We start from the raw sequence: 14,226 nt of genomic DNA, 5'->3' as shown, positions 1-14,226 counted from the left end.
GGAGGAGCCGGGGAAGTTCGGTACTGTGACGACACGGCACGCAGGGGCAGGAGAGCAGGTTGGCACAGGTCTTCAGCGTCACGAACGTGGTGCAGCTGCGAACGCTCGTCGCCGTGGTCCGCCACGGCTCCTTCTCCGGTGCCGCACGCGACCTGGGGTACTCCCCGTCCGCGGTGTCACAGCAGATCGCCGCACTCGAGCGGACGTGCAAGGTCGAGCTCTTCGAGCGCCGTGCGCACAGCGTGCATCCGACGCCGGTCGCCCGGCTGATCGCGGAGCGCTCCAACGAGGTGCTCATGGCACTCGACCGGCTGCGGGACCAGATCCGCGCCATCTCCCAGGGCTGGCACGGCAGCATCCGGGTCGGTGCGTTCGGCACCGCGAGCCAACATCTCCTGCCGACGGCGGTCCGTCACTTCGTCGACCGCTATCCCGGCAGCGAGGTGATGCTCGAGGAGGGCTTCCCGACCGAGCTGCTGCGCGCCCTCGTCGTCCGCGACCTCGACGTCGCCCTCGTCTACTCCCACGGCCCCTCGCAGCGCAAGTGGATGCAGGAGATCAAGTTCGTCGAACTGCTCAGCGAGAAGATGCTGCTCCTGTTGCCGGAGGACCATCGCTTCGCCGGCGAGAAGCACGTGTCCCTGGCCGACATGCGCGACGAGAAGTGGATCGCGAGCCACGAGGGAACGCCCGGTGCCGAGGGGCTCGAGGACCTCTGCGCCGCGGCGGGCATGACGCCCAACATCGGCTTCCGGTCCAACGACCCCGACGTGATCGAGCGGCTGGTGCGCGAGCGCGTGGGCGTCGCGCTCATCCCCGCGATGGGCTTCGTGCCGATGCCCGGTGTCACGACCGTGTCGTTGGCCGACTCCAACGCGATGCGGATCGTGTACGCCGCCTACCTCCCCGACGACGCCAGCCCGCTGATCCTGGCGCTCGTCGACGCTCTGCGCGAGGTCTCGTCGTCACTGGTGAGCGAGGACTCCTCGACCCCCTGGTCCTACCCCAGCGACCCGTCCGACTGATCTGTGGTGAGGCATCAGCGAGGCTGATGCTGACGGTCGGCGGCTTGGGTGCTCAGCGTCTTACATTGACCTCGGGAAACTGCCAGCATTTGTGGTGTGACAACGACAGCACCTATTCCCAGAGATATTGACCATATTGGCGTGATCGTGCGGAGCATCGACAACGCCAAGAAGTTCCTCGGTGACGTCCTCGGGCTACCGCTCGTCAAAGAGACGCATATTCCGGAGAAGACGCGCGCCGCCTTCTTCCAGTGCGGTAGCGCCCAGATCGAGGTCATCGAGGTGCTTCCCGAGGACGTGCGTCAGCGCCGTCTCGGCGACAACGAGGCCCGCATCGAGCACATCGCCGTGCAGGTGGAGAGCCTCGACGAGATCCTGCAGCACTTGGCAGGACACGGCGGCGAGATGGACGCCGAGCCGCTGCTCCACGACGGAGACCGCATGTCGTTCTCGGTGCCCGCCACCACCATGGGCGTGCGCTTCCAGTTGATCCAGAAGAACTTCGAGAAGTAGAGGAACCCAAGAAAATGAGTCGTGAAGTCCAGGTCGCAGCCATTCAGTTCACCCGCAAGATGCGCGACGTCGAGTACAACGTCAACCGTGCGGAGGAGTGGGTGCGCAAGGCGGCCGGCGATGGCGCCAAGATCATCTCGCTTCCGGAGCTCTATTCCACCGGCTATCTGCCGGGCTACGTCGAGGACATCGACGTCGACGACACCAGCATCAAGAGCCTGTGGGACCTGGCCGAGCAGATTCCGGACGGGCCGACCACCCAGCGGATGATCGCGCTGGCCAAGGAGCTCGACGTCTACCTGATCTCGCCGATCTGGGAGATCGACGCCGACTTCCACACCTACTACAACACCGCGGCCGTGATCGGCCCGCACGGACTGATGGGCCGCTACCGCAAGCGTCACATCCCCTCGATCCCGGGCATGCAGGAGCGTCACTACTTCACCCCGGGCAACATCCCCTACCCGGTCTTCGACACGCCCTACGGGAAGATCGGCGTGGTCATCTGCTTCGACCGGCACTTCCCCGAGGTGTTCCGCATCCTCACCCTCAAGGGCGCGGAGATGGTGTTCTGCGTCAACAACACCCCCACCGCGTTCGGCAACCGGAACTGGATCCCCGAGATCCACGTCAACGCCGTGGCGAACTCGATCTACATCATCCAGAACAACGTGTGCGGCCAGGAAGAGCACTTCAACTGGTTCGGCGGCACGACGATCATGGGCCCGAAGGCCGACCTCCTGGTCAACCTCGGCGCGGAGGAGGGCATCGCCGCCCACAACATCGACCTCGACATGATCCGCAAGTCCCGCGAGCACTACGGCAGCATCCGCGACACGCGCTACGAGGACTTCGGCATGAGCCCGGACGAGTCCGGCCACTACGACCCCGCCACCGGCTGGCGCTGAGAGGACGGTCCGTCATGTCTCTCGGATCGAGGATCCTGCCGCCCGCGCCGGCGCCGGACCCGGACCTGGTGAAGCGACTCGCCCAGGTCCGGACGACCGACCTGTCCGACGTGATGGGCGGTTCCTACACCATGACGGGGCAGATCGCGCCCGTCCACCGCCCCGTGACGCGGGTCGCCGGGCCGGCCCTGACGGTGTCGGTCCCGACGAACTCGGAGTTCCTGATCAAGTACGCGCTCAACACCGCGCGGGCCGGGGACATCGTGGTCGTGAACGCCGTCGGCAACATGACGTCCGTGCTGGCCGGCTCGAACATGATGCGTGGCCTGCTCAACCGCGGTGGTGCCGCCGCGATCTTCGACGGCGTCGTCCGCGACGTCGACGAGATCGCCGAGGACGGGCTCCCTGTCTTCGCCCGTGGCGTGGCCTGTGCCGAGGGACCGTGCGGACCCGACCAGGGCGAGGTCAACGTGCCGATCGCCTGCGGCGGCACCGTCGTCTCGCCGGGCGACATCGTCGTCGTCGACGAGGAGGGCATCGTCGTGGTGCCGGTCGCCTTCGCAGAGGAGGTCCTCGAGAAGGCCCATGCCCTCGAGGCCAAGCACGACGCCGCCCAGGCGTCGCTGCGCCAGGGAACCCAGGCCAATATCGCCAAGATCGAGGAGACGCTCCGCGCGGCGGGGATCGACTTCCCGGACTGATGAGCAGACGCTGGCCCCTGGGGCTCCTGACGGCGACCCACGTGGTGAACGACTTCTACGTGGGCGCCGTCCCCGCCCTGCTGCCCTACTTCGCCGCCGAGCGGGGCTACGACTACGCGGCGGTGGGAGGCGTGCTGCTGGCCGGCACCCTGCTGTCCTGCATCGTGCAGCCGGCCTTCGGGGTGCTCAGCGATCGCCATCGGCTCTGGTGGATGGTGCCCGGCGGGATGCTCGCGGCCGGACTGGGAGTGGGGCTCGCCGGACTGGTCGACAGCTATCTGGTGGTCTGTCTGGCCGTCGCGCTGTCCGGCGTGGGCGTCGCCGCCTACCATCCGGAAGCCGCGAAGACGGCCCGGGCCGTGGCGGGGGAGTCGACCCGGGGGATGAGCGTCTTCTCGGTGGGCGGCAACATCGGGCTGGCCCTCGGTCCGTTCGCGGTCGTGCTGGTGGTCGGCCTCACCGGACTGGTGGGGACGGCCGTGCTGGCCGTCCCCGCTGTGGTCATGGCCGCGACCTACGTCGTGGCGCGGCCGGTTCCCGGGCCGGCCCAGCGTCCGGCGGAGCGGAGCAGGTCGAGCGGGCCCGTGGGCACGGCGGAGGACGACTGGCGCAACTTCGGGATCCTGGTGGCGGTGATCGTCGCCCGCGCGATCGGCTCGGTCGGCACGGGCTCCTTCATCGCCCTCTACCTGATCGCCGAGTTCGACCGGTCCGCATCCGAGGGCTCGCTCGCCCTGGGCGTCTTCAGCGGCTTCGGTGTCCTCGGGACCCTCTTCGGCGGCTGGTTGGCCGACCGCATCGGCCGGGTGGGGGCGCTCCGGGCGGCCTATGTGCTCGCGCCCCTCGCGATGGCCGGGGTGATCCTGCTGCCGTCGTACCCGCTGGGGCTGGCTGCGGCGGCCCTCGTGGGCTTCGCCTGGTACATGCCGTTCGCGGTGCAGCTGGTCCTGGGCCAGGACTATCTGCCCAACCGACAAGGCACCGCGAGCGGAGTCACGCTCGGGTTCAGCATCACCGCGGCCGGTCTGTTCACCCCGATCCTCGGATCGGTCGCCGACGCCCGAGGCCTGCAGGTGGCGCTGTGGATCGGCGTGGCCGCGCTCCTGGTCGCCCTCGGGCTGTCGTCCTCGCTCCCGGGGAAACGCACGACATCCCCGGCGCGCACCAGCCCTGACCAGCAGAACTCAGTGAACAATGAGCAACGGAGGAATGATGGAGAAGAAGGCAATCGGACCGGCGACCCCGGCGCCGTACTCGAGCGGACTCGTGTCGGGAGACCTGGTGTTCCTCTCGGGCCAGGTCGGCAAGGATCCGCAGACGGGCGAGACCGGCGGGACGGTGCGTGAGCAGACCGCCGCGGCGCTCGCGAACCTGAAGGCGGTGCTGGTGGACGCGGGACTCGATCTCGGCGACGTCGTGAAGACCACCGTCTTCCTCACCGACGTGACGACGATCGACGAGATGAACGCGGTCTACCTGGAGGCCTTCCCCGAACCGCTGCCGTGCCGGTCGACCATCGGGGTGGCGGGACTGCCCGCTCCCGAGTTCAAGGTCGAGATCGAGGCCGTCGCGCGGGTCCGCGGCTAGTTCCGGGCGACGAGGACCGACATGACGACAGGCGAGGAGCTCTGCTTCACCAGCGCGCACGAGCTCGCCGCGCGTATCCGACGACGCGAGCTCTCGCCGGTCGAGCTGATGGACGCCGTCCTCGAGCGGGTCGAGCGGATCGACCCCGAGATCGTCGCCTTCTGCGCGGTCGACCACGACCGCGCCCGCAAGGCGGCCGTGGCGGCCGAGCGGAAGGTGCTCGGCGACGAGCCGCTCGGCCCGCTGCACGGCGTCCCCGTGAGCGTGAAGGACCTCATCTTCACCAAGGACCTCCCGACGGTGGGGGGCTCCAAGCTCTACGCCGGGTTCACCCCCGACGAGGACGACGTGGTCGTCGAACGGGTTCGCCGGGCCGGTGGCATCGTGCTCGGGAAGACCAATGTGCCCGACTTCGGGTACGGCCCGACCTTCGACCCGGTCTTCGGGACCACCCGCAACCCGTGGGATCTCGACCGCAGCCCCGCGGGCTCGAGCGGGGGCTCGGCCGCGGCGGTCGCGGCCGGCCTCGGGCCGGTGTCCCTGGGCAGCGACGGGGGTGGCTCGATCCGGGTCCCCGCGAGCTTCTGCGGCGTCTACGGGCTGAACCCGTCCTTCGGCCGGGTCCCGCTCTACCCGGGCACCCGGGACACCCGCTATCCGGGCTTCAGCGGCTGGGAGTCGCTGGAGAGGATCGGACCGCTCACCCGCACGGTCGCCGACGCGGCCCTGCTCCTCGACGTGCTCAAGGGCCCCGACCCGCGGGACCGGCACTCGCTGCCGGACGCGGGTGAGCGCTACCGGGAGGACCTCGAGACCGACCTGGCCGGGCTCCGCATCGGGTGGACCCTCGACTGGGGTGGCCATGCCCGGGTCGACGCGGAGGTCGCCGCGCTGGTCGAGGGCGCGACCCGGGTCTTCGCCGACCTGGGCGCGATCGTCGAGGTGGCCTGCCCGGACATCGCCGACCCGGCCCCCACCTTCGGCGCGATCATGGCGTTGGACGCCGACCTGCACGCGATGCGGGAGCTGGTCGCCCGCTATCCCGCCGGCGAGGCGCCGCCTCGCCTGGCCGCCCTGCTCGAGCCGGAGCGCTCGTTCCTGGACGCCTCGTCCGGGGTCGCGGCGCGCAAGGACCTCTACAACGCCTTCTGGCGTTACTTCGAGCGCTACGACCTCCTGCTGACGCCCGCAGCGCCGGTGGCGGCCTTCCCCCTCCACCTGGCCGGGCCGACCGAGATCGGCGGCGCGCCGGTCACCGACCCGATGCCCCTCGCGCAGTTCACCGCACCCATCAGCCTCGCGGGCAACCCGTGCGCGAGCATCCCGTGCGGCTGGACGCGGAGCGGACTGCCCGTCGGCCTGCAGATCGTCGGCAACCACCTCGACGACCGACGCGTCCTCCAGGCCTCGCGGGCGTTCGAGATCGCGAAGCCGTGGGCACAGCATCGGCCGCGCGTGCCCGAGGGCACGCGGCGCGCACGCCGTCCCTGAGCGCGACCCCGGGATCCGGCACTCCCCGGCACCGTCGACCCTTACCCGAAAGAGGAACAGGTCCATGTCCATGAGGAGATCGACGTACGCCGTCGTGACGCTGTTGGTGCTCGTCGTCTCGGCGTGCACGTCCGCCTCGACGAGCACCGAGAAGGGCGACGGCGCAGTGACCGTGGCCCTCGCCTCCTTCAGCCGCGAGAAGCTCTACCCGCCCGCCTTCGACCCGGGTGGCCTGGTGTACTTCGGGCCGATGTTCGACTTCCTCATCGGAGCGAGCCCGGACGGCAGGCTCTCGACGGAGACCGGCGCGCTGGAGGCCTACGAGCCCAACCAGGACGCGAGCGTCTGGACCCTCACCCTGCGCGCGGGCATGACCTGGCACGACGGCGAACCGGTGACCTCCGACGATCTCGCCTTCACCCTCCGGGAGTTCGGGAGCCCCGAGGCGACGTGCGCCGCTGTCTGCGCCACGCTGCAGACGAATCTCGCCGGCATCGAGATCGTCGATGACCGCACGGTCCCGATGTCGCTGAAGGAGCCCGACGTCACCATCCCGGCGAAGTTCGGGCCGATCGAGAGCAGCATCGTGCTGCTTCCCCGGCACCACGTCGAGAAGGTCGGCTGGGACGGCTTCGAGAAGGAGCCGATGGGCTCCGGGCCCTGGAAGTTCGTCTCGCGTCAGATCGGCCAGTCGATCACCTACACGGCGAACCGCGAGTATTGGGATCCGGCCCGGCAGCCGGGCTTCGACGACCTGGAGATCGTCCTCGCCCCCGACCAGAACACGCGGCTCGCGATGCTGCGCAGCGGTGAGGCGGACCTGGTGGCGATCTCGCCCGACGCGGTGCCGACCGCGGAGGACGACGGCTTCGACGTCCTCAACATCGACAACACGATCGTCTCCGAGATCCTGTTCGCGAAGAGCTACGACCCCGGGGAGATGTCCCACCGGCTGGAGTTCCGCAAGGCCCTCGCCCTGGCCATCGACATGGACGAGATCGTCAAGGCCTTCTATCCGTCGGGGACCGGCGAGCGGGCCAGCGGCGACGCCGTCCCGTTCAGCCCCAACACGCTCGGGCACGACCCGAGCCTGGAGCCGTATCCCTACGATCCCGACCAGGCCGAGCGTCTGCTCGAGGAGGCCGGGTACGACGGATCCACGGTGAAGCTGTGGACGGTCACCTTCCCCGACGGCCCCGAGCAGCGGGAGGTGGACGAGGCGATCGCCGGCTTCTGGAGCAAGGTGGGGGTCGAGGTCGAGCTGGTTCCCACCGAGTTCGGCCCCCTGCTGGAGCGGCTCGGCAGCGGCAACTTCGACGCTCCGCCGATCGCGTCGGTGACGGCCTTCCCCACCTCCAACCGTCCTTCCGTGCTCGCCAACTTCGAGCCGATGATGCTGAGCCCGGAGGCCGGCGGCCGCTTCCGCACCTACTGGGACCCCGCCAAGCTCGACGCCTATCACGCGGAGGTGTCGCGGATCGTCGACGAGTCGGCGAGGGACGAGCGGCTGCGCGAGATCAACCGCGAGCTGTACGACGAGTACTGGTCGATCCCGATCGCGATGAAGAGCACGCCCTATGCCGCCGGCCCCCGCATCGAGGGATGGCAGCCGATCTCGGGCGTGTCGAAGGTGCTCGTCTACGAGAGCCTGCGGCCCGCGCCGTAGCCACGGCGGGCGCAGCGTTAGCAGCGGTGGTGATCTTGATCACCATGAGTGAGGCTCGGGCCGTTGTCGGCGGCGAGGGCCGGTTCTACGCTAAACGAAATCGAGACTTCGGCGATGCAGATAAATGCAGGACGAGGAAAAGAGAGCCAATGTCCCATCGGAATCTGAGAATTCTCGTCGCGGCCACGCTGCTTCTCGTGGGGGCTGGATGTGCCACCGATGAAACAACAGGAGGGAAGTCGGACGGCACCGTGACGGTGGCGCTGGCCTCCTTCAGCAGGGAGAAGGTCTACCCGCCGGCGTTCGACCCGGGCGGCCTGGCCTACTTCGGTCCCATGTTCGACTTCCTGATCGGCGCGGCCCCCGACGGCTCGCTGTCCACCGAGACCGGCGCCCTCGGGGCGTGGGAGCCCAACGCCGACGCCAGCGAGTGGACCTTCACCCTCCGCTCGGGCATGAAGTGGCACGACGGCGAGGACGTGACGACCGAGGACCTGGCGTTCACCATCCGCGAGTTCGCCAGCCCCGACGCGACGTGCGGCGGCGTGTGCGGTGCCCTCGCCAACAACCTCGCCGACGTCGTGGTCGTCGACGAGAAGGTCGTGCGGATGGTCCTCAAGGAGCCGGACGTCAACATCCCGGCGCAGTTCGGCCCGATCGAGGGCAGCATCGTGATCCTGCCCCAGCACCACGTCGAGGAGGTCGGCTGGGACGGCTTCGAGTCGGACCCGCTGGGCTCGGGCCCGTGGAAGTTCGTCTCGCGCGATGTCGGACAGTCGATCTCCTACGAGGCCAACGACGCCTACTGGGACGAGGACCGCAAGCCGAAGTTCGAGAAGCTCGAGATCGTGCTCGCGCCCGACCAGAACACCCGCGTGGCGATGCTCAAGGGGGGCGAGGCCGACATGATCGCGATCTCGCCCGACCAGGTGCCGGCGTCCAAGTCGGACGGCTTCGACATCCTCACGGTCGAGAACACCGTCTTCTCCGAGATCCTCTTCTTCAAGAGCAGCGACCCCGCTGAGCTGACCAACAAGCTGGAGTTCCGCAAGGCCCTGGCGCTGTCGATCGACATGGACGAGGTCATCAAGGCCTTCTACCCGGAGGAGGCGGGCAAGCGGACCTCCGGCGACGCCGTGCCGTTCAGCGAGACCACGCTGGGTCACGACCCCGATCTGGAGCCCTACGCCTACGACCCGGACGAGGCCAAGCGCCTGCTGGCAGCCTCCGGATACGACGGCTCCCCGCTCAAGATCTGGACAGTGATCTTCCCCGACGGTCCTGAGCAGAAGGACGTCAACGAGGCCATCGCGGGCTTCTGGAGCAAGATCGGGATCAAGGTCGAGATCGTGCCGTCGGAGTTCGCGACGCTCAAGGAGCGGATCGACAGCGACGGCTTCGATCGGGCGCCCTCCGTGGCCGTGACCGGCTTCCCGACCTCGAACCGGCCCTCGGTGCTCACCAACATGCAGTCGCTGATGATGAGCCCGGACGCCGGCGGCGCCTACCGCACCTACTGGGATCCGAAGCGGGCCGACGAGCTGCACGCCGAGGTGTCGGGGATCGTCGACGAGGCGGCCAGGGACGAGCGGCTGCGCGAGATCAACCAGGAGCTGTACGACGAGTACTGGTCGATCCCGATCGCGATGAAGAACACGCTCTACGCCGCCGGCGACCGGATCGACGGTTGGGAGCCCATCTCGGGGATCTCCAAGGTGCTGGCCTACGAGACCCTGCAACCGGCGAAGTGAGCGCCGCGGCGCCCTAGCATGGCAAGCGCGATCCTTCGAGCGAGTGAGGAACCGATGCACGAGCCAGATCTGCTCTCGGTCGAGAACCTGGAGACCCAGTTCGTCACGCGCGAGGGTGTCGTCCCGGCCGTCGACCGCGTCTCGTTCACGCTGGCCCAGGGGGAGACCCTGGGGATCGTGGGCGAGTCCGGGTGCGGCAAGAGCGTGACCTCGCTGTCCCTGATGCGGCTCATCCCGAGCGAGGCGGGGCAGATCGCCGGCGGCGTCGTGAGGTTCGACGGGGCGGACATCCTGCAGATGAGCGAGCAGGAGGTCCGCCGGATCCGGGGCAGCCAGATCGCGATGATCTTCCAGGATCCGATGACCTCCCTGAATCCGGTGCTGACCGTCGGCCAGCAGATTATCGAAGCCCTTCGTCTGCATTTGAAGATGAATAAGGCCGACGCGCGCAAGCGCGCGATCGAATTGCTGGAGATGGTCGGTATTCCCAGCCCCGAATTGAGGGTCGATGATTTCCCGCACCGTTTCTCCGGCGGCATGCGACAACGGGTCGTGATCGCGCTGGCGCTGTCGTGCAATCCGAAGCTGATCCTGGCCGACGAGCCGACCACCGGGCTGGACGTCACCATCCAGGCGCAGATCCTCCGGCTGCTGAAGCGGCTCTCGCAGGAGTTCAACACGGCGTGCATCCTGATCACCCACGACCTCGGGGTGGTGGCCGGCATGGCGCAGCGCATCCACGTGATGTACGCCGGTCAGATCGTGGAGAAGGCGGACACCGCCGAGCTGTTCGCGAACCCGAAGATGCCCTACACGTGGGGTCTGCTGCGCTCGATCCCCCGGCTCGAGGGGGAGCGGCGCCGGCTCCAGCCGATCCAGGGCTCGCCCGGCGCCCCGACGGCGGGTCGGGTGGGCTGCCGGTTCGCGAACCGGTGCCAGTACCAGCGCGCGATCTGCCGCGAGCAGGACCCGGACCTGACCGTGGTTCCCGACGCCGCGTCCGGCCATGAGGCCCGGTGCTGGGGGACCCAGGAGGGCGGTTGGCTGGTGGATCACTCCTGGCGGGACGAGGACGTCGACGCGCAGACGACGACGCAGGCGACGGAGGCGATCTCATGACCACCATCCAGTCGCCGCGGGACCGGGTGGGCACGCCCGAGGCCGGGGCGCCGGCGCTGGTCGAGGTGAAGGACCTCAAGGTCCACTTTCCGATCACCTCGGGAGGCCTGCTGCGCCGGCAGGTCGGTGCGGTCAAGGCGATCGACGGAGTCAGCTTCACCGTCGCCCGCGGCGAGACCCTCGGGCTGGTCGGCGAGTCGGGCTGCGGCAAGTCGACCACCGGCCGAGCGGTGCTGCGGTTGTATCGGCCGACCGCCGGCCGGGTGGTCTTCGACGGCGTCGACCTGGCCAGCCTGAAGGGCGACGACCTGCGCCGCATGCGCCGCCGCAGCCAGATGATCTTCCAGGACCCCTACGCGTCGTTGAACCCGCGGATGACCGTCGCCGACATCCTCGGCGAGCCGCTGCGGGTCCACGGCCTGGCCAAGGGCCGGGCCAAGGAGCGGCGCATCGACGAGCTGCTCGACACCGTCGGCCTCAGCTCGTCGATCGTGTCGCGCTACCCCCACGAGTTCTCCGGCGGCCAGCGGCAGCGGATCGGCATCGCCCGAGCCCTGGCGGTCGAGCCCGACTTCATCGTCGCCGACGAGCCGATCTCGGCGCTGGACGTGTCGGTCCAGGCGCAGGTCGTCAACCTCCTCGAGGACCTGCAGCAGGAGTTCAACCTCGCCTACCTCTTCGTCGCCCACGACCTCTCCGTGGTCCGCCACCTCAGCGACCGGGTCGCCGTGATGTACCTCGGCCGGATCGTGGAGACGGCCGACCGGGACGACTTCTACCGCAGCCCGACCCATCCCTACAGCCAGGCCCTGCTCTCGGCCGTGCCCATGCCCGATCCGGTGCTGGAGGCCTCACGGGAGCAGATCATCCTCAAGGGAGAGATCGCGAGCCCGGCGAACCCCCCCTCGGGATGCAGCTTCCGGACCCGGTGCTGGAAGGCCCAGGACACGTGCGCCGAGGTCGAGCCGCCCCTGGTCGAGCTCCAGCCGCGGCACTGGACAGCGTGCCACTTCCCGGACTGAGTCCGGGCCCTCGACGCCGCAGCGCATCCAGGCGCAGCTCCGGATGCGCTGCGGCCAGCCAGCCAGCCAGCCGCGCCCGGGCGTCTCGCCCGCCAGCGGGAGCTGAAAGCTAGTCCGTGGCGAGGAGGCGGAAGAGGACGCCGATGTCCTCGAGCGCCTCCAGGTTCCACAGCACGTCGAGCGCGGCCTGCTGGAGGCCGGTCGACAGCACGGGAGCGGTGAGCTCGACGAACTTCCGGTTCACCTGCTCCGGCGTCGTCGGGATCTGGGCGAAGCCCTCGGTCGCCGCGCACTCCGCGGTCAGGGTGCGACCGTGCTCGTCGGTGACCTCGATCCGGGTGACCGACTCCGCCGGGTAGCGGTCGCTGAACGCGAGGTTCTCCACGACCTCGACCCGCTTCATCAGGCGTGCGACCTCGGGGTCGCGGATCCGGTCCGCCGCATACTGCGCCTCGCCGATCGTCCCGTCGAGCAGGACGACAGCGACGCAGTAGGGCAGGCTCACATGGGCGGCCTTCTGGCCGTCGGGGTGCCAGCGGTCCGGCCGCGCGCAGTTGAAGATCGTGCGAGCGTTGGTGACCACGCGGATCGAGGCGATCGCTGCGTCGGGCGTGAGCCGGGCATGCAGGTCGAGGGCCGCCTCCGCGGCGGTCTGCAGGTGCGAGCAGGTGCCGTACTTCTTGATCAGCACGTCGTGGATCCGGTACCGGTGCTCGTGGCCGCCGAGGGCCGGCAGCTCGAAGGGGCCGGCGGAGATCCGCTCGAAGAACCCGGTCTCGTCCTCGAAGGGCCGGGACGGCCCCTCGACCCCCTGGCGGGCCAGCAGCGCGGCGAACATGCCCTGCCGGACGGCGTTCGCGTCGGCGTAGGTGAGCCACATCAGGCCGTCGGAGCCGTGGGTGAAGACCTTGAGCGCCGCATGGGAGACCGTCGCGAGCGAGATCGCGTTGGCCGTCTGCCGGCGGGACAGGCCCAGCACCTGGGCGACCGCGGTCGCCGAGGAGATCGCCGTGAAGGTGGCGCTCTGCCACCCGCGGATCACGGCCACGTCGCAGAGGCGGCAGAAGATCTCGTAGGCCAGCACCATGGCCGCGAGGACCTCGCGGCCGCCGGCGCCGGACAGCTCGGCGGCTGCCAGGATGCCGGGGATCTGGTCACTGGGATGGCCGGTGTCCTGGGCGTGATAGGTGTCGTTGTGGTCGAGGCACCGCATCATCGCGCAGTTGGCGAAGACGGCCAGCTCGGGAGTGGACCGGTGGCCGGTGCCCAGCACGGTGCTGCCCCAACCGGCGCCTCCCTGCGCCTGCAGGGCGAGCGCGCGAGCGATGTCGACGGACGGGTGTCGGGTCGCGGCGAGCGCGCTGGCGAGCGAGTCGACCAGGATCAGCTTGGCCCGGTGGTGGGTGCGGTCGTCGAGGAGTTCGTACGAGATCGCGTCGGCGTAGTCGCACAGCGAGGCGGTGACCTGGTCCATCGGGCTCAGACCGTGCTGTGCTTCGCGATGCTGATGCGCGGATCGAGATAGACGTAGGTGATGTCGACGATCAGGTTGATGGTCACGATGACCAGCGCCCACATCACGACGGTGAACTGCAGGAGCGGGAAGTCGCGCCACACCACCGATTCGTACGCCAGCCGTCCGAGGCCGGGCCAGTTGAAGATGACCTCGGTGGTGATGGCGGAGGCGATCGCGATGCCGAACATCATGCCGATGTAGGTCACGACGGGCAGCAGCGCGTTGCGTGCGGCATGCCTCCAGACGACCACGTTGTTGGAGAGCCCCTTCGCGCGGGCGGTGCGCACGTAGTCCTCACCGAGGATCTCCAGCATGCTCGAGCGCATCAGCCGGACGATGGCCGCGACCAGGAACCACGCCATGGTCAGGCCAGGGAGGACGAAGTAGCGCCAGTCGCCGATCCCGCTGGTGGGGAACCAGCCCAGGGTGACGCCGAAGACCAGGATGAGCAGCAGGCCGCTGAGGAAGGACGGCACGGACTGTCCGATCAGTGCCACGCCCATCGCGATCCGGTCGACGAGGCGATGGGGGTGGACCGCGGCGGCGATGCCCAGCGGGATGCCGACCAGGAGGGCCATGACGAAGCCGACCGACACCAGGGCGAGCGAGTTCATCAACCGGGGGATGACCACATCGACGACCGGGCCGCCGGTGCGGATGGACGTGCCGAAGTCGCCGCGGGCGAAGTCGGAGATGTAGAGCCAGTACTGCTGGAGCAGCGGCTGGTCGAGGCCGAGACGCTCGGTCAGGGCCTGGCGCTGGAGGTCGGACGCGTCGGGGGGCAGCAGTGTGTCGGTGGGATTGCCGGTGACCCGACCGATCAGGAAGATCGCGAAGGTCAGCACCAGCACGGTGATCACCGCCTGGACCACGCGGCTGAGCAGGAAGCGAGCCATGGCGCGACGCTACCGTCAGACCACCGGTCGA

The 14,226-nt window shown here is 69.0% G+C and carries 13 protein-coding genes; 11 read left to right on the top strand and 2 right to left on the bottom strand.

The genetic code is table 11. The features are described from left to right. The first annotated feature begins 86 nt into the window (after positions 1–86). The 11 genes from QJ852_21970 (at position 87) to QJ852_21920 (ending at position 11,783) form a co-directional block, all read left to right on the top strand. Positions 87–1,025 (top strand): LysR family transcriptional regulator, encoded by a 939-nt coding sequence (locus tag QJ852_21970; protein WGX95809.1) that lies wholly within the window; start codon positions 87–89, stop codon positions 1,023–1,025. Between the two features lie 96 nt (positions 1,026–1,121). Then, positions 1,122–1,538: a VOC family protein gene (locus QJ852_21965; GenBank protein ID WGX95808.1), complete on the top strand. Its 417-nt coding sequence runs from the start codon at positions 1,122–1,124 to the stop codon at positions 1,536–1,538. Between the two features lie 14 nt (positions 1,539–1,552). Further along, complete coding sequence (locus tag QJ852_21960; protein WGX95807.1) at positions 1,553–2,446, top strand: nitrilase-related carbon-nitrogen hydrolase; 894 nt, start codon at positions 1,553–1,555, stop codon at positions 2,444–2,446. 14 nt (positions 2,447–2,460) lie between these two features. Further along, positions 2,461–3,147, top strand: a complete 687-nt coding sequence (locus tag QJ852_21955) for a hypothetical protein (protein ID WGX95806.1) — start codon at positions 2,461–2,463, stop codon at positions 3,145–3,147. Next, positions 3,147–4,493: an MFS transporter gene (locus QJ852_21950; protein ID WGX95805.1), complete on the top strand. Its 1,347-nt coding sequence runs from the start codon at positions 3,147–3,149 to the stop codon at positions 4,491–4,493. The genes QJ852_21955 and QJ852_21950 overlap by 1 nt, the downstream gene beginning before the upstream one ends. Next, complete coding sequence (locus tag QJ852_21945) at positions 4,414–4,734, top strand: RidA family protein (GenBank protein WGX95804.1); 321 nt, start codon at positions 4,414–4,416, stop codon at positions 4,732–4,734. The genes QJ852_21950 and QJ852_21945 overlap by 80 nt, the downstream gene beginning before the upstream one ends. A gap of 21 nt (positions 4,735–4,755) precedes the next feature. Next, complete coding sequence (locus tag QJ852_21940) at positions 4,756–6,225, top strand: amidase family protein (protein ID WGX95803.1); 1,470 nt, start codon at positions 4,756–4,758, stop codon at positions 6,223–6,225. A 64-nt stretch (positions 6,226–6,289) separates the two neighbouring features. Next, on the top strand, positions 6,290–7,891 hold the full coding sequence (locus tag QJ852_21935; protein WGX95802.1) for an ABC transporter substrate-binding protein: 1,602 nt from the start codon (positions 6,290–6,292) through the stop codon (positions 7,889–7,891). A 251-nt stretch (positions 7,892–8,142) separates the two neighbouring features. Beyond that, positions 8,143–9,642: an ABC transporter substrate-binding protein gene (locus QJ852_21930; GenBank protein ID WGX95801.1), complete on the top strand. Its 1,500-nt coding sequence runs from the start codon at positions 8,143–8,145 to the stop codon at positions 9,640–9,642. Between the two features lie 54 nt (positions 9,643–9,696). Further along, entirely contained in the window at positions 9,697–10,761 is a 1,065-nt protein-coding gene (locus QJ852_21925; GenBank protein ID WGX95800.1) for an ABC transporter ATP-binding protein, read from the top strand. Further along, positions 10,758–11,783, top strand: coding sequence for an ATP-binding cassette domain-containing protein (locus QJ852_21920; protein WGX95799.1), 1,026 nt, complete (start codon positions 10,758–10,760; stop codon positions 11,781–11,783). The genes QJ852_21925 and QJ852_21920 overlap by 4 nt, the downstream gene beginning before the upstream one ends. A 109-nt stretch (positions 11,784–11,892) precedes the next feature. On the opposite strand, the gene QJ852_21915 is transcribed toward QJ852_21920, so the two are convergent. Together QJ852_21915 and QJ852_21910 are read right to left on the bottom strand one after the other, a co-directional pair. Beyond that, positions 11,893–13,257 carry an MmgE/PrpD family protein gene (locus QJ852_21915; protein ID WGX95798.1) on the bottom strand — a complete coding sequence of 455 codons (1,365 nt, stop codon included), beginning with the start codon at positions 13,255–13,257 and terminating at the stop codon, positions 11,893–11,895. A 5-nt stretch (positions 13,258–13,262) separates the two neighbouring features. Next, positions 13,263–14,195, bottom strand: a complete 933-nt coding sequence (locus QJ852_21910; protein ID WGX95797.1) for an ABC transporter permease — start codon at positions 14,193–14,195, stop codon at positions 13,263–13,265. Positions 14,196–14,226 lie beyond the last annotated feature (31 nt).

The organism is Nocardioides sp. L-11A (genome assembly GCA_029961745.1).
Taxonomy (GTDB): Bacteria; Actinomycetota; Actinomycetes; order Propionibacteriales; family Nocardioidaceae; genus Nocardioides.
The sequence above is the reverse complement of the archived record's forward strand: the minus strand, read 5'-3'. Positions and strand labels throughout refer to the sequence as shown.

Coding starts and splice junctions, on each gene's coding strand:
- QJ852_21960 (WGX95807.1), top strand. CDS start 1,553: ATGAGTCGTGAAGTCCAGGTCGCAGCCATTCAGTTCACCCGCAAGATG.
- QJ852_21910 (WGX95797.1), bottom strand. CDS start 14,195: ATGGCTCGCTTCCTGCTCAGCCGCGTGGTCCAGGCGGTGATCACCGTG.
- QJ852_21915 (WGX95798.1), bottom strand. CDS start 13,257: ATGGACCAGGTCACCGCCTCGCTGTGCGACTACGCCGACGCGATCTCG.
- QJ852_21950 (WGX95805.1), top strand. CDS start 3,147: ATGAGCAGACGCTGGCCCCTGGGGCTCCTGACGGCGACCCACGTGGTG.
- QJ852_21925 (WGX95800.1), top strand. CDS start 9,697: ATGCACGAGCCAGATCTGCTCTCGGTCGAGAACCTGGAGACCCAGTTC.
- QJ852_21955 (WGX95806.1), top strand. CDS start 2,461: ATGTCTCTCGGATCGAGGATCCTGCCGCCCGCGCCGGCGCCGGACCCG.
- QJ852_21940 (WGX95803.1), top strand. CDS start 4,756: ATGACGACAGGCGAGGAGCTCTGCTTCACCAGCGCGCACGAGCTCGCC.
- QJ852_21935 (WGX95802.1), top strand. CDS start 6,290: ATGTCCATGAGGAGATCGACGTACGCCGTCGTGACGCTGTTGGTGCTC.
- QJ852_21920 (WGX95799.1), top strand. CDS start 10,758: ATGACCACCATCCAGTCGCCGCGGGACCGGGTGGGCACGCCCGAGGCC.